Below are 23,717 nucleotides of genomic sequence, written 5' to 3'. Positions count from 1 at the left end.
CGTGCACACCAGCACGAGGCCCGGCCTTGTAGGGTCGTTCGCGTGAACGACGCACCCGAAGGCACCCCCCAGCGCAAGGGTGGACCGACCCGCAGCCGCAAGGAGGCCGAAGCGGCTCGCCGGCAGCAGATGAAGCGGCCGCTGACCCGCCGCGAGCAGGCCGAGCGCGAGCGCCGTCGCCGCTCCGCCGCCCGTGACAAGCAGCGCGAGGCGCTCATGGGCACGGGCTCCACGGCCGACCTGCCGCCCCGCGACCGCGGGCCCGCGAAGGCCCTCGCCCGCGACGCCGTCGACCGTCGTCGCACCGTCGCCGAGTTCATGCTCCCCCTGCTCGTCGTGATCCTCGTGCTCAGCTTCTTCCCCGCGATGGCGTCGATCGTCTTCTCGCTGTGGACGGTCACGATCTTCGCCACGATCCTCGACGAGATCTGGCTGGTCGCCACGATCAAGCGCGAGCTGAAGAAGCGCTTCACCAAGGCCGAGAGCCGCGGCGCGGTGCTCTACGCGGTGCTGCGCAGCACGCAGCTGCGTCGCATGCGCCTGCCGAAGCCGGCCATCGAGATCGGCCAGCCGCTGCGCGAGCAGTACTGACGGCGGAGGTCACTCCGGGCGCAGTGACATCGGGCCGTAGACCTCGGCCCCGTCCTCGAGCAGGCGGACCTGCTCGACGCCGTCCTCCAGCAGGTCCTCGAAGGCCGTGCCGATCCACGACTCGGCCTCGCCTCGCTGGTCGAACTCCTCCGACGTGCCGACGGCCTCGCCGGCGCTGTTCTCGTACTGCCACGTGAAGCCCATGTCAGCTCTCCTTGGTCGACGGTTGGACGAACGGCGGCTTGGTCACCGTGAAGGCCTGGACGCGGCCGCGGACGTCGACCGAGACGGTGTCGCCGTCGGCGACGGTGCGGTCGAGCAGCGCGAGGCCGATCCCCTGGCGCAGCGTGGGCGAGAAGGTGCCCGAGGTGATCTCGCCGAGCACGTGGCCGTCGGCGTCGTGCACGGCCATGCCCGGGCGCGGGATGCCGCGCCCCTCGGCCAGCAGGCCCCGCAGGGTGCGCACGGTCTTCTCCTCGCGCTGGCGCTCGAGCGCCGCCTTGCCCCAGAACTCGGGCTTGGACCAGCCCACCGCCCAGCCCGCGCGTGCCATGACGGGGCTGACCTCGGCCGACAGCTCGTGGCCGTGCAGCGGGTAGCCCATCTCGGTGCGCAGGGTGTCGCGGGCGCCGAGGCCGCAGGCGCGGATGCCCAGTGACTCGCCGGCGGCCATGACCGCGTCCCAGACCGGGACGGCGTCCTCGGCGGCGACGACGAGCTCGTAGCCGCGCTCTCCGGTGTAGCCCGTGCGGCAGACCGTCAGCTCGACGCCGTCGATCGTGCCCTTCGTGAAGGACATGTACTCATGGTCGGCCGGCAGGCCGAGCGCCTCGAGCAGCTCGTCGCTCAGCGGGCCCTGGATCGCGAGCACGGCGTAGTCGCGGTGCTGGTCGACGACCTCGACGCCCTCGGGGGCGGCGGCGCGCAGCCGGCGCACGACCTCGGCGGTGTTGGCCGCGTTGGGGATGAGGAAGACCTCGAACTCGCTGCGCAGGTAGGCGATGAGGTCGTCGACGGTGCCGCCGTCCTCGGAGCAGCACAGCGTGTACTGGGCCTTCCCGGGCGCGATGCGGCCGAGGTCGTTCGTCAGGCAGCGGTTCACGAATCCGGCCGCTCCGGTGCCGCGGACGAGCGCCTTGCCCAGGTGGCTGACGTCGAACAGGCCGACGGCCTCGCGGACGGCCTTGTGCTCGGCCAGGACGCCGCCGCCGGCGTACTCCAGCGGCATCGACCAGCCACCGAACTCGGAGAACTTGGCGCCGAGCGCCTCGTGGCGCTGGTGCAGGGGCGACAGCAGCAGGTCCATGCGAGCCAAACTACCGCTGACTACAGTGGCGGCATGTCCACGGTCCAGTTGCGTGCCACCCTGCCCACCGTCGATGCGATCGTCGCGCTGATCCCCTCGGGCTCAGACCTTCCCGACGACGTCCCCTGGGCGGCCTTCGGCTTCACCGGGGAGGCGGGCGACGTGGCCGTCGTGGCCAGCGGCGACGCCCAGCTGACGGCGTGGGTCGCCACCGCCGCCGAGCCCACGGCGGAGCAGCAGCGTCGTGCCGTCGCCAAGGGCCTGCGAGCCGTGCCCAAGGCCACCCGTGTGGGCATCGATCCCAGCCGCGTGGCCGGCGCCGACCTCGCCGCGATCGCCGAGGCCGTCGTGCTGACCTCGTACGTGTACCTGGACTACAAGGGCGACGACGCCCGCCAGAAGACCACGGTCGTCGAGACGGCCACGATCCTGAGCCCCGACGCCCGCAAGGCCGCGACGAAGCGCCTCGTCGACGAGGCCGTCGTCGTGGCCGAGGCGACGTGCGTGGCCCGCGACTGGGTCAACACTCCCCCGGGCGACCTGCGCCCGCCGGCCTTCGCCGACGCGATCAAGGCCGCCGCCCCGTCGGGCGTGCGCGTCACCGTCTGGGACGAGAAGCGCCTGGCCAAGGAGCGGTGCGGCGGCATCGTCGGCGTCGGCGCCGGCTCGGACGCCCCGCCGCGCCTGGTCCGCCTCGAGTACAGCCCCGACGGCGCGAAGACCCACCTCGCCCTGGTGGGCAAGGGCATCACGTTCGACTCGGGCGGCCTGTCGCTCAAGCCCGGCGCCTCGATGATGACGATGAAGTGCGACATGGGCGGCGCCGCCGCCATCGTGGCCGCCACCCACGCGATCGCGCGCCTCGGCCTGCCGATCCGCGTCACGGCCTTCGCGTGCATCGCCGAGAACCTGCCCAGCGGCACCGCCACGCGTCCCGGCGACGTCCTGCGCATGCGCTCGGGCGCCACGGTCGAGGTCCACAACACCGACGCCGAGGGCCGCCTCGTGCTGGCCGACGGCCTGGCGCTCGCGGTCGAGTCGAAGGCCGACCACGTCGTCGACGTCGCCACCCTGACCGGCGCCGCCATGGTGGCGCTCGGCACCCGCACCACGGCCGTGCTGGGCAACGACGACGAGCTCCAGGACCGCGTGCTCGCCGCCGCCGAGCTCACCGGCGAGTCGATGTGGCGCCTGCCCATCACCGAGGAGATCGGCGCGGCGGTCACCACGTCGTCGATCGCGGACCTGCGCCAGCACAACCCGAAGCCCTACGGCGGCACGCTCTACGCCGCGGCGTTCCTGCGCGAGTTCGTGAAGGACGCCTCGTGGGCGCACCTCGACATCGCGGGCCCGGCGTTCAACGAGGCCGGCGTCTTCGACTACACGCCCGTCGGCGGCACCGGCGCCGGCGTGCGCACGCTCGTCGCGCTCGCCCGAGACCTGGGCTGACCGCGATGTCGGCGTTCGACGACCTGCTGCGCGCCGAGCACGAGGAGTCGGGCTCCGCGTCCATCGCCGCCGCGGTGGTGCGGGACGGCAGCCTGTACTGGTCCGGCGCCGTGGGCACGCTCGACGGCCGTGGCGGCGCGCCCGCCACCACGGCCACCCCCTACCGGATCGGCTCGATCACCAAGACGTTCGTCGCGGTCGAGGTCCTGCGCCTGCGCGACGAGGGCCGGCTCGACCTCGCCGACCGGATCGACCGGCACCTGCCGGACGTGCCGTTCGGGCACGTCACGATCGCCCAGCTGCTCACGCACACCTCGGGGCTGCAGGCCGAGACCAACGGCCCGTGGTGGGAGCGCACCCCCGGTGGCGACTGGGACCAGCTGGTCGGCTCGGGCCTGCGGCTCGTGCACACCCCGGGCACGCGGTTCCACTACTCCAACGTGGGCTTCGCCGTGCTGGGCCGCCTCGTCGCGGTGCTGCGCGGGACCTCGTGGTTCGAGGCGATCCGCACGGGCATCCTCGACCCGCTGGGCATCGGCGCGATCTCCGAACACCCCGGAGAGGGCGCGGCCACCGGCCTTTCGCGGCACCCGCGCGACGGGCGGCTGCTCGTCGAGCCGCACCACGACGCCGGCGCGATGGCCCCCGCGGGTCAGCTGTGGTCGGGCGTCGAGGACCTGGCGCGCTGGGCGGCGTTCGCCGCAGGCGACACCGGCGACGTCCTCGCCGGCTCCACGTGGGAGGAGATGGTCGTGCCGCTCGCGGTGGACGACCGCCCCGACGCCCCGTGGGCCACGGCGCAGGCACTCGGCTGGCGCGTCTGGCCCGGCAGCGGCTCGGGTCGCCGCGTGGGTCACGGTGGATCGATGCCCGGCTTCCTCGCCACCGTGATCGCCGAGCCCGCCACCGGCTGGGGCATCGTGGTGCTGGCCAACGACACGCTGCACCTGGGCGACCTCGCCACGAGCCTGCTCGACGCGGCCAGCGCCCTGCACCCGTCCTCGCCCCGTCGCGAGACGGTCGAGCCCGCCCCCGACGTCGCCGCGCTCGTCGGCGACTGGTTCTGGGGCGCGGTGCCGTACCGGCTCGAGGCCACGCCCGACGGCTTCCACCTGAGCGACGTCAACGGGAACCGGCGCTCGCGGTTCGTGCGCGACGGCGACGGCTGGCGCGGGCTCGACACGTACTTCGCGGGCGAGCGTCTCGTGGTGCGACTCGACGGCGCGCTGGACCTGGCCTCGTTCGTCCTCGGCCGCGAGCCCTACGACCCGACGGTCGAGCACCCCGGCGGCCTGGATCCCCGCGGCTGGCACTGACGCCCCCGCAGGAGGGAGCGGTGAGCAGTCAACCCTTCCCGACTGAGGGCGGTGAGTCATGAACCGAATCGGCACGCCATCCGGTTGACTGCCCACCGCCCGGCCAGGGCTCACAGACCGAGCTTGCGCGCGGCCTCCTCGACCTTGTCCCAGCGGGCGCGGTCACCGCCCGTGCGGTCGGGGTGCGCCTTGCTGCGCGCGGCGCGCAGCACCCGCTCGAGGTCGGACCTCGAGGGGTTGCGCGGCAGCGGCTCGGTGCCGGCGATCGTCTCGAGCGTCATGATCGCGGCGAACTGCGCCGGGCTGTAGTCGCCCCGCTCGACCTCGACGCTGGTCTTCTTGGCCGTGGCGCGGGCGTTGTAGTCGCGCATCCGCTGGGGGTAGCCGACGCGGTTCGCGTCGTACAGCGGGATCTTGAGGCTGCGCGCGAGGTCGGAGGCGACCTTCTCGTTGGCGACGCGGCGCCGGGTCCACTCGCCGTCGGCGGCGACGAACACCACCGTGGTCTGCGTGACGGTGGTCTTGGGCTCGACGTACGCCTCGACCCCCGACCGCGACGTGGCGAACTCGCGCAGCGCGGCCAGGTCGGCCTTGCTGGCGTCGCGATCGGACACGACGGCACCCGCAGCGGTGCGTCGACGGCGCTTGAACAGTCCCACGCGGCAATTCTGCCGGACCGCGCCCACTCCCCGCGGGAACCTCGCGGAACCTACGCCGAAGTCACATCGACACGGGCCCTCCCCGGTGGCAGCCCTCACCGGACAGGTGACAAGATGACAGCAGACCACCTACCCGGAGGACATCGTGCCCGACGACGCACCCCATTCGTTCGACATCGTCATTCTCGGAGCCGGCAGCGGAGGCTACGCGTGCGCCCTGCGCGCCGTGCAGCTCGGCAAGACCGTCGCCATGATCGAGAAGGCCAAGGTGGGCGGCACGTGCCTCCACGAGGGCTGCATCCCGACCAAGGCGCTGCTCCACGCCGCCGAGGTCGCCCACGTCGCCAGCGAGGGCGACTCGATCGGCGTCCACACCAGCTTCGACGGCGTCGACATGACGAAGGTCAACGCCTACAAGCAGGGCGTCATCGACCGCCTCTACAAGGGACTCACCGGTCTGGTGAAGTCCGGCGGCATCACCGTCGTCGAGGGCGAGGGCCGCCTGGTCGACGCCAAGACCGTCGAGGTCGACGGCCAGCGCTACACCGGCACGAACGTCGTCCTCGCCACCGGCTCCGAGCCCCGCACCCTGGGCATCGAGATCGGCGGCCGCGTGATGACCAGCGACCAGGCCCTCCAGCTCGACGAGGTCCCGAAGCGCGCCGTCATCATCGGCGGCTCGGTCATCGGCGTCGAGTTCGCCTCCGTCTGGAACCACTTCGGCGCCGAGGTCACGATCGTCGAGGCGCTGCCCACGCTCGTGCCGCTGGAGGACCCGATCCTCAGCAAGGGCCTCGAGCGCGCGTTCCGCAAGCGCAAGATCGCCTTCAAGACCGGCGTGAAGTTCACCGGGGTCGAGCAGAACGAGAACGGCGCCGTCGTCACCCTCGAGAACGGCGACACGATCGAGACCGACGTGGTCCTGGTCGCCGTGGGCCGCGGCCCCCGCTCGGCGGGCCTGGGCTTCGAGGAGGCCGGCGTCACCGTCGAGCGCGGCTGGGTGCCCACCGACGAGCGCCTGCGCACCAACGTCGACGGCGTCTTCGCCGTGGGCGACCTGGTCCCGGGCCTGCAGCTGGCGCACCGCGGCTTCGCCCACGGCATCTTCGTCGCCGAAGAGATCGCGGGCCTGAGCCCGCAGCCCGTCATCGACTCCAACATCCCGCGCGTCACCTACTGCGAGCCCGAGCTCGCGTCGGTGGGCCTCACCGAGGCCCAGGCCAAGGAGAAGCACGGCGAGGTCGAGACCGTCGAGTACAACCTCGGCGGCAACGGCAAGAGCCAGATCCTGCAGACCGCCGGCGTCGTGAAGGTCGTGCGCGAGAAGGACGGCCCCATCGTGGGCGTCCACATGCTCGGCGCTCGCATGGGCGAGCAGATCGGCGAGGCGACGCTCTGGGTCGGCTGGGAGGCCTACCCCGACGACGTGGCCGAGTTCATCCACGCGCACCCCACCCAGAACGAATCCCTCGGCGAGGCCGCTCTCGCCCTGGCCGGCAAGCCGCTGCACTCGCACGCCTGAGAACGGAACAGGACACCCACATGGCAACCGAAGTCACCCTTCCCGCGCTCGGCGAGTCCGTCACGGAGGGCACGGTCACGCAGTGGCTGAAGTCCGTCGGCGACACGATCGAGGTCGACGAGCCGCTGCTGGAGATCTCCACCGACAAGGTCGACACCGAGATCCCCTCCCCCGTGGCCGGCACGATCCTGGAGATCAAGGCCGAGGAGGACGACACCGTCGAGGTGGGCGCCGTCCTGGCGATCATCGGCGACGAGGGCGAGAGCAGCTCCGACAGCGGCGCCGGCGACACCAACCAGGACGCGCCGGCGGCCGATCCCGAGCCGCAGCCCGAGGACCCGCCCAGCGAGGCCGAGGAGCCCGCCACCGAGCCCGACGAGGAGGCGCCCGCCCCCGAGCCGGAGGCCAAGCCCGCCTCGTCCGGCGGCACGAGCGGCCAGGCCGTCACACTGCCCGCGCTCGGCGAGTCCGTCACCGAGGGCACCGTCACGCAGTGGCTCAAGTCCGTCGGCGACACCGTCGAGGTCGACGAGCCGCTCCTGGAGATCTCCACCGACAAGGTCGACACCGAGATCCCGTCGCCGATCGCCGGCACGCTGCTGGAGATCAAGGTCGACGAGGACGAGACCGTCGAGGTCGGCGCCGAGCTGGCCATCATCGGCGAGGAGGGCGCCGCGCCCGCCGAGTCGTCCGAGCCCGAGCAGCCGAAGGCCGAGGAGCCCGAGCCCGAGCCCGAGCCCGAGGAGCCGAAGCAGGAGGAGGCTCCGAAGGAGGAGCCGAAGGCGGAGGAGCCCCAGGCCGAGGAGCCGAAGGTCGAGGTCTCCGCCTCGTCCGACTCCGGCTCGTCCGAGGGCTACGTGACCCCGATCGTGCGCAAGCTCGCGAAGCAGCACGGCGTCGACCTGGCCACCGTCACCGGCTCCGGCGTCGGCGGCCGCATCCGCAAGCAGGACATCCTCGACGCCGCCGAGAAGAACAAGGCGTCCGAGGCGCCCGCCGAGGAGAAGCCCGCTGCCGCCGCGCCGGCGCCGGCCGAGACCTCGCCGCTGCGTGGCCGCACCGACAAGCTCACCCGCCTGCGCAAGACCATCGCCAACCGCATGGTCGAGTCGCTGCAGGTCGCGGCCCAGCTCACGCAGGTGCACGAGGTCGACGTCACCGAGGTCGTCCGCCTGCGCGCCCAGCACAAGAACGCGTTCCTGGAGCGCGAGGGCGTCAAGCTGACGTACCTGCCGTTCTTCGCGAAGGCGGCCATCGAGGCGCTCAAGCAGTACCCGCAGGTCAACGCGGCACTCGACCTCGAGGGCGGCACCGTCACCTATCCCGACGGCGAGCACCTCTCGATCGCGGTCGACACCGAGCGCGGCCTGCTGGCGCCCACGATCAAGGATGCCGGCGATCTCAACATCGCCGGACTGGCCCGCAAGATCGCGGACATCGCCGATCGCACCCGGAACAACAAGATCCTTCCGGACGAGCTCTCCGGCGGTACGTTCTCGATCACGAACCTGGGCAGCAACGGCGCCCTGTTCGACACGCCGATCATCAACCAGCCGCAGGTCGCGATCCTCGGCGTCGGCTCGATCGTCAAGCGCCCGGTCGTCATCACCGACGCGAACGGCTCGGAGTCCATCGCGATCCGCTCGATGGCGTACCTCGCGCTGACGTACGACCACCGGATCATCGACGGTGCCGACGCCGGTCGCTTCCTGACCGCCATCAAGGAGCGCCTGCAGGCCGGCGCCTTCGAAGGCGAGTTGGGCTGACCATGCGTGTGGTGATCGGGGGCGCGTCGGGGTTTCTCGGCGCGCCCCTGGTCGTCCACCTGCGCCAGCGCGGGCACGACGTCACGGCGCTCGTGCGGCGCACGGCCGGGCAGGGCGAGTCGTGGTGGAAGCCCTCCGAGGGCCTCATCGACCAGACGCTGATCGACGAAGCCGACGCGGTCGTCAACCTCTCGGGATCGCCGATCTCGCAGTGGCCCCGCACTCCCGCACGCAAACGAGAGATCCTCGCGTCGCGCCTCGACGCCACGTCCACGCTGGCGCGGGCGATCGCGGCGGCTCCCACTCCCCCGGCCTTCCTGTCGGGCTCGGCGATCGGCTGGTACGGCACCGACCGCGGTGACGAGGAGCTGACCGAGGACGCCGCCGCCGGTCCGGGCTTCCTCGCCGAGGTGGCCCAGCGCTGGGAGGAGGCCGCCGCCCCGGCGGTCGACGCCGGCGCCCGCGTGGCCTGGCTGCGCACCGGGATCGTCATGGACCGCTCCGGCGGCGCGCTGAAGCTCATGCTGCTGCCGTTCCGACTGGGCCTCGGCGCACGCCTCGGCGACGGCCACCAGTACTTCTCCACCATCTCGCGACGCGACTGGATCGCCGCGGTCACCCACGTCCTCGAGGGCGAGCTCAGCGGTCCGGTGAACCTGGCCATCCCCGACGACGTCACCAACCGCGACTTCACCCGGACCCTCGCCACCACGGTGCACCGGCCGGCCGTGCTGGCCGCCCCGGCGTTCGCGATCCGGCTCGCGCTCGGCGGTCTGGCCGACGACCTGCTCGGCTCGCTGCGCGTGCGGCCGCAGGCGCTGATGGACGACAAGTTCTCCTTCGCCGATCCCGGCATCGACCGGGTGCTGCGCACGGCGCTCGGTCGCGGCGCCTGATTCAGCGCACACGCTCGATCCGCCACCAGCCGCCCCGGTGGCCCAGCGCGACGACCCTGCGGTCCCAGGCGTCGGTGGGCAGGGTCTGCCGCGAGCCGTCGGGCAGCACGGCCACGGTGGGTCCCAGCCGCTCCACGACCTCGACCTCGTGTGCCCCGCGGTCCCGGCACGACGCCCGCAGCGTGCGGGCTCCCTCCACCCGGATCCCTCGCTCGTTCCAGGCCCTCAGGCGGTCGGTGTCGTCGACGCCCGAGCCGGGCGCGTAGGCGGCCGCCAGCAGCCGCCGGTCGCCCGAGGTCCATGCGAGCGCCCGCACCACGTCGAGGGCCGCCAGCGCGTCGCAGCGCGCCGTGGACGGCACGGCGAGGGCGACGAGAGCCGCGATCCACTCCCCCATGGCCGCAGCCTCGCGGCCGGGGTGCGCCCGTGTCGACTCGTCGTCCACAGCCCTGCCACGATGGACCCGTGGCGACCATCCGCGCGGCGACCCCCGCCGACCTCCCCGCGATCCTCGAGATCCACAACGAGGCCATCGTCAACACGACGGCCATCTGGGACGAGACGCCGGTCGATCTCGCCGACCGCGTCCGCTGGTACGAGACCCGGATCGAGGCCGGCCACCCCGTGCTGGTGGCCGAGGCGCGCGGCGAGGTGGCCGGCTACGCCAGCTACGGCGTCTTCCGGCCGCGCGAGTCGTACCGCCACACGGTCGAGAACGCCGTCTACGTGCACCACGACCACCGCCGCCGCGGGATCGCCCGCCAGCTGATGGTCGCGCTCCTCGGGCACGCCTGCGACAACCCCGACGTGCACGTGGTGCTGGCACTGATCGAGTCCGGCAACACCGTGTCGATCGAGCTGCACGAGGACCTCGGCTTCGAGCAGACGGGGCGCCTCGCCGAGGTCGGCCGCAAGTTCGACCGCTGGCTCGACCTGACGATCCTGCGCCGCGTCGTAGGCTGATCCTCGTGCGCTACCTCCAGGACTGGTACGGCGACGCCGCCCTCGACTACACGCAGGCGTGGCAGCTCCAGCGCGACCTGCACGCCGACCGCGTGGCCGACCGCATCGGGGACACCGTGCTGCTGCTCGAGCACCCGCCGGTCTACACCGCCGGCCGCCGCACCGAGCCGCACGAGCGCCCGCAGGACGGCACCCCCGTCGTCGACGTCGACCGCGGCGGCAAGATCACGTTCCACGGTCCCGGCCAGCTGGTGGGATACCCCATCGTGAAGCTGCCCGGCCACGTGCTCGTCGTCGACTACGTCCGCCGGATCGAGGAGGCGCTCATCCGCGCCCTCGCCGACCAGGGCCTCGCCACCGGCCGCGTGCCCGGCCGCTCGGGCGTGTGGCTGCCGGAGTCCGCCGGACGCCCCGAGCGCAAGATCGCCGCGATCGGCATCCGCGTCTCGCGCGGCGTCGCGATGCACGGCTTCAGCCTCAACTGCGACGTCGACCTCGACTGGTACGACCGGTTCGTCCCGTGCGGGATCGCCGACGCGGGCGTGACGTCGCTCGACCGCGAGGTCGGCCGCGACCTCCGTCCCTCGGACGTGGCGCCCAGCGTGATCACGCACCTCGACGACCTCCTGACCTGGCGCACCTACGAGCCCTCGCCCGACATCGAGCGCGTGCAGCACGCCTCGGTCCCGCTGCTGCAGCCGTAGGGCGTCGCCCGAGCGGGCGCGGTGGGTCCCGCGGCGTAGGGTGGTCACCGTGACCATCGCTCCCGAAGGACGCAAGATGTTGCGGCTCGAGGTCCGCAACGCCGAGACCCCCATCGAGAAGAAGCCGGCGTGGATCAAGACGCGCGCCAAGATGGGCCCCGAGTACCAGGAGCTCATGAAGCTCGTGAAGGGCGAGGGCCTGCACACGGTGTGCCAGGAGGCCGGCTGTCCCAACATCTTCGAGTGCTGGGAGGACCGCGAGGCCACGTTCCTCATCGGTGGCGAGCAGTGCACGCGCCGCTGCGACTTCTGCCAGATCGACACCGGCAAGCCCGCCGACCTCGACCGTGACGAGCCGCGCCGCGTCGCCGAGAGCGTCCGCACGATGGAGCTCAAGTACGCCACCATCACCGGCGTCGCCCGCGACGACCTGCCCGACGGCGGAGCCTGGCTCTACGCCGAGACGGTGCGCAAGATCCACGAGCTCAACCCGGGCACCGGCGTGGAGAACCTCATCCCCGACTTCAACGGCATCCCCGAGCTGCTGACCGAGGTCTTCGAGTCGCGTCCCGAGGTGCTCGCGCACAACGTGGAGACGGTGCCGCGCATCTTCAAGCGCATCCGTCCGGCCTTCCGCTACGAGCGCTCGCTCGACGTGCTGACGCAGGCGCGCCAGTTCGGCCTGGTCACGAAGTCGAACCTCATCTTGGGCCTGGGCGAGACGCGCGAGGAGGTCTCGCAGGCGCTGCGCGACCTGCACGAGGCGGGCTGCGAGCTCATCACGATCACGCAGTACCTGCGCCCGTCGGCGCGTCACCACCCCGTCGAGCGGTGGGTGAAGCCCGAGGAGTTCGTCGAGCTGCAGCAGGAGGCCGACGAGATCGGCTTCTCCGGCGTCATGTCCGGCCCGCTGGTCCGCTCGTCGTACCGCGCCGGAAGGCTCTACCAGCAGGCCATGGACGCACGGGCCTGACGTAGAATCGGGGTCATGTCCAGCCCCGCCCCCGCCGCACCCACCGGACGCATCGCGCAGCTGCGCTCGGCGTACACGATGACGAAGCGGACCCAGCCTCGTCTCGGTCTGCTCCTCGTCGCCGTGTTCGTGCTGTCCGCTGCCGCCATGGCGACCGTCTCGCTGCTCATCCTCGGGGTCTGGTGGCTGGGCATCGTCATCTCCGCCATCCTGGCGCTGACCACCGCGCTGCTGGTGACGATGATCGTGTTCGGCAAGCGTGCCGAGAAGTCGATGTACCAGCAGGCCGAGGGCCAGCTGGGCGCCGGCGCGGGTGCGCTGCAGATGCTGCGTCGCGGCTGGGACGTGAAGCCGGCCGTGGCGTTCACTAAGCAGCAGGACGTCATCCACCGCCTCGTCGGCCGCCCGGGCGTCGTGCTCGTGGGCGAGGGCCAGCACGCGCGCGTGAAGAACCTGCTCGGCGCCGAGGTGAAGAAGCACCGCCGCATCGTCGGCGACGGCGTCCCGATCACCACGCTGATCGTGGGCCGCGGCGAGGGCGAGGTGCCCCTGCCCGACCTGGTGAAGCGGGTCAAGAAGCTGAAGAAGGCCATCAAGCCGGCCCAGCAGACCGACGTGCTCTACAAGCTCAAGGCGCTCGATGCGATGCGTCCGGCCGCCCCGATGCCGCGCGGCCCGGTGCCCACGAGCATGAAGGGCGCCCGCAAGATGATGCGCGGCTGACCCCGCCCCAGCCGTCGCCACCCGCTCCCCGCGAGTGGCGCAGGAACGCCCGCCACTCGTCGAGTGGCGGGCGTTCCTGCGCCAGTCAGGCCTTGACGACCTTGCTGCCCGCTGCGAGGTCGTGGAGGCCGCGCTTGTCGTCGGTCATGACGATCGCGGGGATGACGACGCTGAGCAGCAGGGTGCGCAGCAGGGCGCGTGGGATGCCGATGGGCATGCCGTCGGGGTTGATGAGCCGCAGGCCCATGATCCGCTTGCCGATCGAGAAGCCGGTGAGGCCGACGAGGATCGCGACCTCCACGATGAACACGGCGTTGATGATCAGCTGGTCGCGGATGCCCTCGGGCGGGAAGGTCACGCCGGCCCAGGCGAACATCGCCACGGCGGAGAGCGAGGCGATCACCCAGTCGATCAGCAGCGCCACGAGGCGCCGGCCCAGGGACGGTTCGTCGTCGAAGGTCTCGGTCACGCCCACCAGCCTAGGCAGCCGGGCCCCTGTCCCCCGGGCCGGGTCGCCGGTCAGGACCGGCGCAGCCGGGTGACCGCCGGGGCCTCGTCGAACTGCTCGCCGCCCGCGCCGAACGCGATGACGAACTGCGCGAAGACGTGCTTCGTGGCGTGGCCCTTCAGGCACGACCGCGGCACCTTCAACCGGACGACCTCGGGTCCCCAGCTGCCGGAGATGCCCTTGCAGGTGCGCTTCCTCAAGCTGAAGTGGTCGTAGTACAGCAGCGAGACCTTGGCGGGCTGGCCCCGGTGCTGGCGGATCCGCACGACATAGCCCGCCTCGAAGATCTCGTAGCGGGAAACCAGCAAGTCAGCGGTGCCGGACGGGCCGAGGTCGGGGATCTTCGCGGCGACACGCACGCGGTCGGACAGGTGCGTGTAGCGAACCTTGGTGATGTCGATGCGCGCCGGGGCGTCGCCGGCAGGGTCGTTCCGGTCGACCGTCTGGGCCGCGGCCGGTGCGGCCACGCCGCACACCAGAAGTGCGGCTCCGCAGAGCGCGGGAACCAGGTGTGAGCGTCTCATCGTCGGCCTCCTTCGGTGCGGGCACGGTGCCCGCCCTCCCTCACCGTGAGCGCCGAGCAGCGTGACGGATACGTCTCAGGGCGCGATCTGCAGCCGGGCGGACGCCTCGGCGCGGACCGTGGCGGTGTCCGGGCAGCCGGGTGGGACCAGGGGCAGCCGCGTCTGTCGCATGACGCGGACCTCGACCCGGTCGTCGCTGGTCATGAGCCTGAGGCTGACGTCGTCGGGGACGATCCCGGCGGTGAGGGCCCGGGCGTCGGCGGACTCGAGTGTCGCCTTGTCGGTGATGCCCCGGAGATAGACGCGGTCGCGGTCGAGCCCATCCGCGGCGTGCAGGGCGACGCGGTCGGCGAGGTTCATCAGCTCGCGCCGCTCGAGGAAGGCGGCCGAGGCGTTGACGACCATGACGACGAGCAGGCCGAGGATCGCGAGGAACCCGACGGTCAGGACGGTGACGTTGCCACGCTCGGATCTCATGGTGCCGCCCGGTAGCGGCCGAAGGGCTCGGTGTGGGTGGACGCCACGTCGAATGCCGCGATGGAATCACCGAAGAGGTCGGGGGCGAGTGAGTCCACGAAACGGCAGGCAGCGAAGTGCCAAGCTCTCTGCGACCTTCGGGATTGGGAGGTAGTCGAGCTTGTAGAGGATCTCAGCAAGTCCGCCTACACAGGCAAGGCCCGCCCAGGTTGGGACCGCGTGCTGGCGATGATCGAAGGCGGCCAAGTGGACGTCGTCGTGGCGTGGCACATGGACCGACTGACGCGATCAATGGTTGATCTCGAGAAGCTGATTGTTCTGTGTGAACGCTCGAATGCAGGCGTCGCGACCGTAACCGGCGACATCGACCTCACGACGGCTATTGACCAGCGCCGACGCTGCGGCGCACCTCGGCGTAGCGGAGGGGACCGTGTCATCGTGGCGCGCGAGGGGGGTCGGTCCACGACACCTCACTCTTGCTCGAAGGGTCCACTTGTACCGCGCCGAGGACCTCGACAGCTGGAGGAAGCTCAACGCAGGCAGCTGACTTCCCCAAAACACCACACATACCGAGCCTCCCCTACCGGGCGGGGCTCTTGTCATTCCCAGGAGGAACTTATGAAGATCCATCATCCCGAGACTCCCAAGCAGGCCCGACAGTGGGAGACGGTCAAGAACTGCGCTCACGGTGCAGGACTCTGCTACCCCTGCGCCGCTGAGTTCGCCTACGGCGTCCAGCTCGGTTTTACCGCTGTCGATCCGCCGTGCCCGAACTGCACCCAGGTCATGTTGTCGTGGCCGGTGGGTAAGTCGAACGGCTGGCGCTCGGTCAGAGGGTCGGCTCACCACGCACGCCGCTGGAAGGCAGACCGCCTTGAGTCCGCGGAAACAGCGCTGGCCACTCAGAACCGCGATCCTGCGCCGCTGAGCGCCACGCTCGAGGGTGTTGCCGCGTGAGCCAACGAAGCTACGTCGGTCGGATGCCGAACCGAGCTCGCGCGGTGGAGGCCACGAAGGGGAACAGGACCCTCAAATCTGAGGACGCTGCTAAGTCACTCGGAATCGCGCCGTCTGTGCTGCGAGCTGCGCACCGCTCTGGAGCTGGCCCTGCCTACATTCGCTGCTCTCGTTCAGGTGTGGCACTGTTCCCGCTCTGGTCGCTGCGTCACTGGGCAGCGCGGACGCTTGGCCCTTCACCGGCTATCAGTTGTCCAGTCGTCGTGCTCGACTGAGCGTCCTTGAAGTTGAGACGACGAGAGCCCAGGAATGACCACGCACCGGAAGACAGACGAATGGAGCAAGCACTATCGCGGGCCATGGATCGAGAGAGCACACGACCCACGCCACCCGAAATGGCTCCGGGTAGCGAGCCACGCCTACGGCACGCACAAGCGGAACGGTCACGCGCCGCTCGGAATCGGTGAACTGGCTGATCTGCTGGCTCGAGTCGATTCGACGACAGGTGAGTTTCTGCCCGACATGAAGAACGCAGCTCGGTACGTCGCCGAAGCCGTCGACCGGGGCTGGCTCGCAGCGGGGTCGAACGGGAGGTGTCTCATCGTCCCGTCGCACGCCGTCGAAGGAGGCACCAGAGGGTCGATCTATGAACAGTGCTCCCGACACTAGACCCTCACCAGATGAGGGTTTTCTGCCGAGAAACCCTCACTAAATGAGGGTTCGACCCTCATCTGGCGAGGGCAAGCCTCCTGCTATGCCAAGGGAAATGGGACGCCTCTCCTGAGTCTTCTCATAGAGGAAACTGACGAGCTTGGTCCGCACCACTCCTCCACTCGTGAATCGCCGCACCAAGCAGCTCTAGCGCCGGCGAGCGGAGAGCTGGAGGTCGGAGTCTCACTCAACTGAGCAGTAGAGGCCGCGCCAGCGGCCCAGACAGCCATGAGCCACTCGACTTAAAGCACCCCGGAGGGGTGCCTCAGTCGTCCCCAGAAAGCGAGAAAGCAGACAGCAAACGACGGAAGACCAGGAGAGGTCTATGCGAAGGGGCCGCGCCAGCGGCCCACTCGTTCAGCCCCCGAACCCAGAGGGCACCCCTGCCGGGGTGCCTCAGTCACCTACGAAGGAGAAGAACAACGATGTCTAAACGCTCGAGGCCGATCCGCTCTGGATCTCGGCTCGACCAGCTGGTCGGAACCGACACCACCCGCCGCCAGCTCCAGCGCGGTCATTCCTGGCGAGACCAACAGTCCACCCGCAACATGAGCGGCTGGGTCCGACGAACCGACACCACGAACAGGTCAGACACCTTCCGCCCCTGACCGGACTGAACCAAGCACCTACCCGAAGGAGAATCCATTGAGCAACACCACCAAGTCGAGCAACACCACTGCGGAGCAGATCCGCTCCAGCGCCGCCGTCACCGCCGCCGAGATTGAACTCATCGAGTCAGAGCTGGCGGCACTGCCGGACCGCCTATCCGAGGCGGAGGACCACTCCAACGATGTCCACGAAGGATGGATTTACGGCACGGCCACGCTCGCGGAACGGCAGGAGGCCCAGGCCGAGGTCGAGCGGCTCGGCGAGCTAAAGGGACGACTGACTCGCAAGCTGTCCAAGCTCCGGCGAGCCCTGCCCAACACCGACACCCGGTTGTCTGAGCTCACCGCGGAGATGCTCCGAGGAATTTATGGCGAGCACGTGCCGGTGTCCGTCGTTCTTCCTGGTGAGACTGAACCTCGCGGAGCGCCGTCGATCACTGTTCTTGCGAAGGAGGCACCCGAGGAAACTCCTTGGGGGCTGAAGGGTGAGATCAATGTGAGTTTCACCCGGTCTTCCCTGTTTGCCCCGCTGAGTGAGAACACCGTGCAAGAGGCGATCAAGAAGCGTGACTGGACGCTTCATCCCTCCGTGTTCGACGCTCGACCGCCCGAAGGCGATCTGAGCCAAACGGTCACCGACTCACTCACGCTTCGACTCTCGGGCGTGCTCGCTGACCGCTTCATCGCTTCAGCGCCGACGAATGAAAGTGCGCTGGGTTGGGCACGGAGTGTCGCCGCCAGGATCGTTTCGTCCCTCCTTCCGCACGACTACAACGCATACTCCAGTGCGAGCTCGCGTGACCCGAAGCTTCGCGCGCTGGAGACGGAAACCCGCACACATGACGTCGACGGCAAGCGCCTCACCATCGTTGATATCTCCGCAACGATCTTCCCCGGCAAGAGCATCAATGCAGACGCGCACGTCAGATCGCACTTCGAGAACGTGATCGGTCAGGCCGACCCGCGACTCGGTCGCATTGTCGCTTCCACCGCGGCGGGCTCAAGCTTGAACCTCCGCGCAACGGTGACGTTCGAATCCCTCGCAACTCCTGCCTGAGGCCCACCCGGGAGCGTCCAAGCCGCGACGCTCCCGGGCCCAGGGCAAATCCTGGAACCTGTGCAGTCTCCGGCTGGCTAAGCACCACCGGGAAGGAAATGTGGGACGAGGAGGCAGCCCCCCACCTCCGCACCCTCGCGTCAACGCACACTGAGCACAGGACGCCATGCTCCCGAAAATCTGCCCTTACCTCGCCATACTGTGTGAACAGCAGTCGCAAACGTCTGCGCAGCGGCCCGACTTGCGGGCGACAGGCTTTTGAGAAGGACATTCGGTTGAGCAAAGTCTCGGAAACTATGAAGGGCGAGCAGATCTCGCTGAGGGAACTGATCGATGGCAACATCTGCTTCGAAATTCCGACCTATCAACGCACGTACGAGTGGACTGCAGAAGACTGGCGGCGGTTGTTCGCAGACGTGCTTGCACAGGAGTCGCCAACCGATGTCGGCGGGAAATTCAAGCCGAAGCACTTCATGGGTACCGTCCTGACCGAGACGAGCTCATCATCAGTCAAACGGGCCACCTTCTCCCTCGTCGACGGTCAGCAGCGGTTTGTGACACTCGCCCTCCTGTCTGCCGCCATCCGCCACCGGGCGCTCGAGGAGTCCGGCGGCGATCCCGAAGCTGACGGCACGAGTTGGTTCACCCATGCGCCGGCTGGCATCGAGCCCATGTTGCGTCTAGTGCCACAACGTTCCGACCGGATGGACTTCGAAGCAGCAATCGGCGGTCAATGGCGAGATGTGATTTCCGCGCGGATGGGTAACGAGTCAGCTATCTGGCAGGCGTACTCGTATTTCCGATTCCTGCTTGCGCTTGGTAGGGATGCCGAACCGATGCTTCTTTCAGCGAATACGAAGGTCCTCGACAGGCTGCCTATGATCTCAATTTCGAAGTTCGACCCTGCGAACGTGGAATCCCAATGGATCGAGAAGCTCGAGTCAATTGAAGCCGCTAGGCCGGGCGAAGGACTGCCTCCGGGCGCGCGGAAGCCGTGGAACCTGACGCACCTTCAGTCGGCAGTCAATGAAAGGCTGTTCTTCTACAACTTGCAGCGCGGATCGAACGACGAAGACACTTCGATCATCTTCGAAACGATCAATGCCTCCGGCAAGGGCCTATTTCCCTTGGACCTCGTTAAGAACAGCATTTTCATGAGGATCTCCGACCCCGCCAATCGAGAAGAGGTCTTCGATAAATACTGGCATCCCGCCGAAGAAAGATTGAGCAAGACGACGTGGCCGAAGAAGCGCGCTCCCTACCAGGACGTCTTCCTGTACGACTACCTAATCGGCTCCGGCGAGCACTCGCGGCAGGGATCACTCAGCCAAGCGCGCGGCTACAGTCACTTCCTGCGGAAAGTCGACAGCGACGTCCCTCGAACCGCGAAAGACTATGACGCTCGATTGGACACCTTCCTACGCGAGGAGTTCTTCCCCGCGGCAGCCGTCTGGCCGGTTGCTGTGGGAGCAGCCGAGTCGGTGATGTTCGAAGGAAAGACGAGAAAGGTACCGAAAGCCGCACTTAGCCGGATCAGCTCTCTGATGGCTGTCTCCGCGGGCCCGCCGGTTCCGATGGTCATGATCGCCTTGGTTCGCTGGCTACGGAAGGACGCAGGATGGACCGACAGCGGCCTTAACACCGCGCTCGCCGCAGTTGACTCTTACGTGACGCGGGCGGCCGTCTGCCTGTCAGGAATTTCCAATCTCCGCAGCAGCTTCATGGTCATCTGCGGGAAGCTTCCGGGATACGGCGGAACACTGAGCGTGGCCGAGTTCAAGCTTCCCTTGAAGGCCGCGGCAGACTCCGACTCAGATGTCCGTAGGGCGTTCTTGGAGCTTGATCTGTACGCAAAAATGAAATCAGATGCTCTCATGGCCGTCTTTCGAGGAATCGAGGCCGCACTTACGAAGGCGGGCGGACCGCACGCTATCGAATCTGAGATTTACAGCATTGAACACGTCTTCCCTCAGGACTCACGCCGCTGGGCTCCGGATTTCGCGAAGTGGGGTCTATCTGCGTCGGATATCGAACGCCTTGGGGCCCGGCTGCATTGCATCGGAAATCTCACTCCCATCACCCGACCGCACAACAGTTCATTGCGCAACAAGCCCTACGCAGAGAAGAAGGTCGGAATCAAGCAGGACGCCGCTGGGCTAAAGGTTCATAAAGGCATCCTGACTTCTCAGTCGTGGACCTCGAAGCAAATCGACACTCGCGGCAAGGTGCTGGCGGAAGCCTTTATCAAGCAGTGGCCGAAGCCATGACGCAAGCGTACGAAGAACCGACATGAATGGAACTCGCGTGTCCGTCTCCGCCAAACGCTCTTCGGCGGGTGGATCCCGAGCCGCCGGGGGTATCCAGTTTCAAGCTCAGGTGTTCGCTCGCTGGGCCTCCTTCGCGGCTTCGGGAACTGCCGTGGGCCTCGGACTCCCTAAGGACTCGCACGTTGCCTTGATCGGCTCGGAGGTCTCGCTGGACGTCGATGACGTCGGCGTCGTTCTGAGCGACGGGGGCATGATCCTCATCCAGGCAAAAGCAGGACTCAAACGGCTAGATATTCGAGCGCCGGACCTAGTGTCCGCGGTCGACCAGGTGATCTCTGCCTTTCGCGAGGGTCTGCCGTTCGAGCCGCACCGGCTGTTCGACGTCAAGAGAGATCGGCTGATAATTGCGACCACGTCTGCGTCAAGTTCGGCCTTCGAGGCGCTGAGCACGGTATGCGCTCGAGCCAGGTTTCATCCTGCGAAGCGTCCCATCGCAGACGTCGCAGTGAACGGCAGAGAGGAAGCCGCGCTTTCGCGGTTGCTCAGCATTGTGCGCAATCGGTGGAAGGTCGCGTCTGGCGGAGCCTTGCCTGAGGACCACGAGCTGCGATCGCTCCTCAGGGTGCTCGAATTCAAGCGCTACGACTTTGATGCCGATGGGATAGATCGAACTCGGATCAATCAAGAATTGGTGACGAGCTCGCACAGCTCCCCATTCGATCGGCTGGTAGCCGAGGGCATCGATTGCGCTACCTCCAGGAGCTGGCGTTCGCCTGACGCGATTCGAAGCGCCATTTCAATGCCTCGTGCGACACGCGATGCTCACATGGACCGAGCCACTCTGCAGCGCTTGACTACCCAGTCGCTAGGTTCGCTCAGTAGACATACCACTCTCCCAGTGCCCGAGGGTTCGATCACCGTGGAGAGAGAGATCCCGTCCGGAATCGCCGAGGACCCCGACAATCTCTTGGTTGTTGGAGGGCCAGGCACGGGAAAAACTGGTGTGCTGGCGAAGCTGGCTGAATCGACCCGCGGCGACAAGGTGGTGTTGGTCGTTGACAATGTCCCAACAGACCGGGCAGTCGCAACGCTTCAGTGGGGGTTAAGTAGCGACCTCGCGGAGGTCCTTCGTGGATGGACTGGCGAAGATCCCGCGACGCTCTATCTCGACGGGCTCGACGCCCACCGTACTGGCGCGTCATGGCTAGCGACGGTTGTCAACGAGCTTCAGGGGACTCGGTGGCGAGTAGTAGCCACGGTGCGGCGTTTCGAGTTGCTACATAGCCCCGTTTGGCGGCAAACGTTCAAGGGAACTCCGCTCTCACCTACGGACTTAGATCCCTCGCCCGTACTGAAGGACGTTCGGCACTTGGCGATTGGCGACTTCAACGCGAGTGAGCTGTCACAGGTGCGGGAGCAGAGTCCCGGTGTCGACAATTTCTTTGTGGCTACGGGGTCCTCTAACTTCGTCGAACTTATCTCGAATCCGTTCAACCTTTCGCTTGCGTGCGAGTTGCTTTGTGACCTCGACGCAGCGAGCATCGCCAGGTTCCAGACGCGAGCGGAGCTGCTGGGCGCCTACTGGGAAGAAAGGATCACGAGCGGGGAAGGGGCACTCGGGCGCATACAGGCCGTCCATGACCTCGCGCGGAGGATGATTCGGTCCCGCTCCTTGCGTGCCAGCATTCAAGAGATAGAGCCGCAGCTCCTCGAGCATGTGGAGGGTCTGCTCGGTCGCGGCGTCCTGGTCGAGGGCGCTCGCACCGGACGCCTGCTTCCCGCCGCTACGTTGGAATTCGCGCATCACGTGATCTTCGACTACGCCGTGGCTGCCGCGGTACTCGCGCCGGCCGGTCTCGCACGCGTTCTTGAGGAAGACCCGAACCTCGTCGTATTCGCGAGGCCCTCTATCGACCTGTTGATCGCAGATCTTTGGTCAGCAGACCCGAATCGGGAGACCTACTGGGATACGGCGATCGTGCTCGTTCAAGCATCAAAGCCGCTAGCGGTCGCAGCTATGGCGATACACGCGATCCGCGAGATGACCGAGGGTAACGATTTTCGGCGGCTGGTAGCGAATACGAACGCACTTCCAGAAGCGACTGCCAGTATCGTGCAGCATCTAGCAACCGCCATGAGCGCGTTAAGCAACGAGGAGCGAGCCCAGCTTCGGCAGGATCGGCTCGACACGATCGATCAACTTGTTGGAGCGATCTACGCCGCTTGGGCAAGCTCTCAGTCCAGGCCGAATGAGATAGCGGTGGCACTTGCCCGGCTCATCTGGGAGGTTCGCCGCCTCAGTCCCCTGCCTCGAAACGGTGAGGAGGCGAAAGCGCACGCAGCAGCCATCGAGGGGCTCCTGAGCTTCGCGCAGGCTGATCCTGCGGCCCGTGAATGGCTTGGCGCACGCGCATTGGAAGCGGTCGCAGACTCTATTGCGATGCTTCCAGGTACACCCGCTGTTGTCGGCAAGTGCTTAGATCCGCCCGTCACCCAGTTCTGGGGACTTCTTCCTCTTCGACCGCTGCTTTCCCGGCTGGGCGAGATCGCTGCCGTGGACGACGACCTTGCCACCGGGATAGTCGAGGCCGTATACAGCTTCGACGCGACCGAGGAGAAGTCCGTTTCGCTAGGTGGCGCGATCCTCTCGCTCGTCGAATCATGGCGCCAGGCCCACGAGATGCTCTACTACGTGATTGCGACAGAGGGATGGCGCGATCTATGCATCGCTTCCCCCCGGAAGTCCGTCCGCACACTGGGGCGCGTGCTGCAGAACGAGTCTCGCGAGACAAGGACTTTCACCGTATGCAACGAACATGCCGCGGGATCGATTGAGGCGTACGGATTTCCACTGGATCTCTCGCGTACGCAGCACCTTGACGACTTGGTGAGAATCAGCGTGGAAGAGATCGCTTCACGAGCAAGATCACAGATCGACGTTAGTCCTGAGATCAACGAGTGGATCGCATCGGTAAGCAATCCCAGTGCGTGGACGGCCCTTCTGTCGGAGGCGCTTTCGAATGCCGCGCTCGCGGTAACTGTGGCCCCGGTGCTGACTCACTCGCGGGGCCTCCTCGAATCGCCAGACACCCGACGCGCATGCATCGATCTCATCCGCGTGGCAAGCCCACTCATGACTGAGTCGGACCACAGAGACCTCGAAAGACAGGTGCATCAACTAGCAACTGCTTGGCCGAGTGGCGACAAGAGACGTGTCTGGCTTGAGGAGGCTCGCGATCAGGCTCTTGTCGTCATGGCCTCCGAGCAGCTTCGCGATCCGGCCTCGGTCAAACGCCTCCAGGAGCTCGAAACACTAGGAATGCCTAGCGAAGCCGCGGGTCCTACGTCATTCACGAGCACAGTGACGTCTGTCGATGAAGGAGAGCTTTGGGCCGACTTATCGGGGGTCGACAAGGACGCCGTGAGCAAGACCGTAATGGAGATCTTGAGACGAGCTTCTGAGCTCACGAATGGCAACTCCAGTCCGTCTGACACCTGGGCCTCACTCGCGGACGTCATCGCCTTAGCAGGGAGTCAGACCGAACAGGTGCAAGTTGTTGAGCATGCCAGGTACTTGGCGGCGTCCCACGCAGCTAACCTCAGCAAGATCGCAGACTGCAATGAGTCTCAGAGCAGGTACCTCGCCAAAGTTGCAGTTGCCCTTCTTGGCGGGGACGATCTCCCGCCCTGGATGGAGTAAAGCCGATGGTTGTCTTTGGCGTGACAACGCGCAGTACAGC

General features: G+C 67.8%; 22 protein-coding genes and 1 pseudogene. 16 read left to right on the top strand and 7 right to left on the bottom strand.

Features of this window, described 5'->3' with window-relative positions; translation table 11 throughout:
* Nucleotides 1-42: 42 nt before the first annotated feature.
* Entirely contained in the window at nt 43-591 is a 549-nt protein-coding gene (locus BJ975_RS04760; RefSeq protein ID WP_179424052.1) for a DUF3043 domain-containing protein, read from the top strand.
* A 9-nt stretch (nt 592-600) separates the two neighbouring features.
* On the opposite strand, the gene BJ975_RS04755 is transcribed toward BJ975_RS04760, so the two are convergent.
* Together BJ975_RS04755 and gcvT are read right to left on the bottom strand one after the other, a co-directional pair.
* Nucleotides 601-795, bottom strand: coding sequence for a hypothetical protein (locus tag BJ975_RS04755; RefSeq protein ID WP_179424051.1), 195 nt, complete (start codon nt 793-795; stop codon nt 601-603).
* Between the two features lies 1 nt (nt 796).
* On the bottom strand, nt 797-1,897 hold the full coding sequence (gene gcvT / locus BJ975_RS04750; protein ID WP_179424050.1) for a glycine cleavage system aminomethyltransferase GcvT: 1,101 nt from the start codon (nt 1,895-1,897) through the stop codon (nt 797-799).
* 33 nt (nt 1,898-1,930) lie between these two features.
* Here gcvT and BJ975_RS04745 point away from each other — a divergent pair, with 33 nt between their 5' ends.
* Both BJ975_RS04745 and BJ975_RS04740 read left to right on the top strand, forming a co-directional pair.
* Nucleotides 1,931-3,346: a leucyl aminopeptidase gene (locus BJ975_RS04745; protein ID WP_179424049.1), complete on the top strand. Its 1,416-nt coding sequence runs from the start codon at nt 1,931-1,933 to the stop codon at nt 3,344-3,346.
* Between the two features lie 5 nt (nt 3,347-3,351).
* A complete protein-coding gene (locus BJ975_RS04740) occupies nt 3,352-4,662 on the top strand; it encodes a serine hydrolase domain-containing protein (RefSeq protein ID WP_179424048.1) in 1,311 nt (436 codons plus the stop codon).
* A gap of 110 nt (nt 4,663-4,772) precedes the next feature.
* On the opposite strand, the gene BJ975_RS16520 is transcribed toward BJ975_RS04740, so the two are convergent.
* Nucleotides 4,773-5,321, bottom strand: coding sequence for a hypothetical protein (locus BJ975_RS16520; RefSeq protein WP_218845736.1), 549 nt, complete (start codon nt 5,319-5,321; stop codon nt 4,773-4,775).
* A gap of 145 nt (nt 5,322-5,466) precedes the next feature.
* Here BJ975_RS16520 and lpdA point away from each other — a divergent pair, with 145 nt between their 5' ends.
* The 3 genes from lpdA to BJ975_RS04720 are packed head-to-tail and all read left to right on the top strand — an operon-like array spanning nt 5,467 to nt 9,505.
* Nucleotides 5,467-6,843 carry a dihydrolipoyl dehydrogenase gene (gene lpdA / locus BJ975_RS04730; protein WP_179424047.1) on the top strand — a complete coding sequence of 459 codons (1,377 nt, stop codon included), beginning with the start codon at nt 5,467-5,469 and terminating at the stop codon, nt 6,841-6,843.
* A gap of 20 nt (nt 6,844-6,863) precedes the next feature.
* Nucleotides 6,864-8,609: a 2-oxoglutarate dehydrogenase, E2 component, dihydrolipoamide succinyltransferase gene (gene sucB / locus BJ975_RS04725; protein ID WP_179424046.1), complete on the top strand. Its 1,746-nt coding sequence runs from the start codon at nt 6,864-6,866 to the stop codon at nt 8,607-8,609.
* Between the two features lie 2 nt (nt 8,610-8,611).
* Nucleotides 8,612-9,505: a TIGR01777 family oxidoreductase gene (locus BJ975_RS04720; protein ID WP_179424045.1), complete on the top strand. Its 894-nt coding sequence runs from the start codon at nt 8,612-8,614 to the stop codon at nt 9,503-9,505.
* A gap of 1 nt (nt 9,506) precedes the next feature.
* Here the strand turns inward: BJ975_RS04720 and BJ975_RS04715 are convergent, their stop codons facing one another.
* Entirely contained in the window at nt 9,507-9,902 is a 396-nt protein-coding gene (locus BJ975_RS04715; protein ID WP_179422410.1) for a hypothetical protein, read from the bottom strand.
* A gap of 68 nt (nt 9,903-9,970) precedes the next feature.
* On the opposite strand from BJ975_RS04715, the gene BJ975_RS04710 reads away from it, so the two are divergent.
* From BJ975_RS04710 to BJ975_RS04695, 4 genes are all read left to right on the top strand, one after another.
* On the top strand, nt 9,971-10,468 hold the full coding sequence (locus BJ975_RS04710) for a GNAT family N-acetyltransferase (RefSeq protein ID WP_317628327.1): 498 nt from the start codon (nt 9,971-9,973) through the stop codon (nt 10,466-10,468).
* A gap of 5 nt (nt 10,469-10,473) precedes the next feature.
* A complete protein-coding gene (gene lipB / locus BJ975_RS04705) occupies nt 10,474-11,172 on the top strand; it encodes a lipoyl(octanoyl) transferase LipB (RefSeq protein ID WP_425545977.1) in 699 nt (232 codons plus the stop codon).
* 76 nt (nt 11,173-11,248) lie between these two features.
* A complete protein-coding gene (gene lipA, locus BJ975_RS04700) occupies nt 11,249-12,145 on the top strand; it encodes a lipoyl synthase (RefSeq protein WP_179428015.1) in 897 nt (298 codons plus the stop codon).
* 15 nt (nt 12,146-12,160) lie between these two features.
* A complete protein-coding gene (locus BJ975_RS04695; protein ID WP_179424043.1) occupies nt 12,161-12,868 on the top strand; it encodes a DUF4191 domain-containing protein in 708 nt (235 codons plus the stop codon).
* Nucleotides 12,869-12,953: 85 nt separating this feature from the next.
* Here BJ975_RS04695 and BJ975_RS04690 read toward each other — a convergent pair whose 3' ends face one another.
* The 3 genes from BJ975_RS04690 to BJ975_RS04680 all read right to left on the bottom strand — a co-directional run bounded on the left by BJ975_RS04690 (nt 12,954) and on the right by BJ975_RS04680 (nt 14,377).
* Nucleotides 12,954-13,337, bottom strand: a complete 384-nt coding sequence (locus tag BJ975_RS04690) for an RDD family protein (protein WP_179424042.1) — start codon at nt 13,335-13,337, stop codon at nt 12,954-12,956.
* Between the two features lie 50 nt (nt 13,338-13,387).
* A complete protein-coding gene (locus BJ975_RS04685) occupies nt 13,388-13,900 on the bottom strand; it encodes a hypothetical protein (protein ID WP_179424041.1) in 513 nt (170 codons plus the stop codon).
* A 75-nt stretch (nt 13,901-13,975) separates the two neighbouring features.
* Nucleotides 13,976-14,377: a pilus assembly protein TadG-related protein gene (locus BJ975_RS04680; protein ID WP_179424040.1), complete on the bottom strand. Its 402-nt coding sequence runs from the start codon at nt 14,375-14,377 to the stop codon at nt 13,976-13,978.
* 60 nt (nt 14,378-14,437) lie between these two features.
* Between BJ975_RS04680 and BJ975_RS17245 the strand changes: the two are divergent.
* The 6 genes and pseudogenes from BJ975_RS17245 to BJ975_RS04660 all read left to right on the top strand — a co-directional run.
* A pseudogene (locus tag BJ975_RS17245) lies at nt 14,438-14,752 on the top strand (recombinase family protein); the annotation flags it as partial.
* 7 nt (nt 14,753-14,759) lie between these two features.
* Nucleotides 14,760-14,924: a helix-turn-helix domain-containing protein gene (locus BJ975_RS17240; RefSeq protein ID WP_223303399.1), complete on the top strand. Its 165-nt coding sequence runs from the start codon at nt 14,760-14,762 to the stop codon at nt 14,922-14,924.
* A 71-nt stretch (nt 14,925-14,995) separates the two neighbouring features.
* On the top strand, nt 14,996-15,334 hold the full coding sequence (locus BJ975_RS16665; protein WP_223303403.1) for a hypothetical protein: 339 nt from the start codon (nt 14,996-14,998) through the stop codon (nt 15,332-15,334).
* Nucleotides 15,335-16,690: 1,356 nt separating this feature from the next.
* A complete protein-coding gene (locus BJ975_RS04670; protein WP_179424038.1) occupies nt 16,691-17,710 on the top strand; it encodes a hypothetical protein in 1,020 nt (339 codons plus the stop codon).
* Nucleotides 17,711-17,985: 275 nt separating this feature from the next.
* Entirely contained in the window at nt 17,986-19,977 is a 1,992-nt protein-coding gene (locus tag BJ975_RS04665; protein WP_179424037.1) for a DUF262 domain-containing protein, read from the top strand.
* Nucleotides 19,978-20,164: 187 nt separating this feature from the next.
* Entirely contained in the window at nt 20,165-23,677 is a 3,513-nt protein-coding gene (locus BJ975_RS04660; RefSeq protein WP_179424036.1) for an NACHT domain-containing protein, read from the top strand.
* Nucleotides 23,678-23,717 lie beyond the last annotated feature (40 nt).

Origin of the sequence: Aeromicrobium tamlense (assembly GCF_013408555.1) — a bacterium.
Lineage (GTDB): Bacteria > Actinomycetota > Actinomycetes > Propionibacteriales > Nocardioidaceae > Aeromicrobium > Aeromicrobium tamlense.
This window is presented reverse-complemented; position numbering and strand designations above follow the sequence as displayed.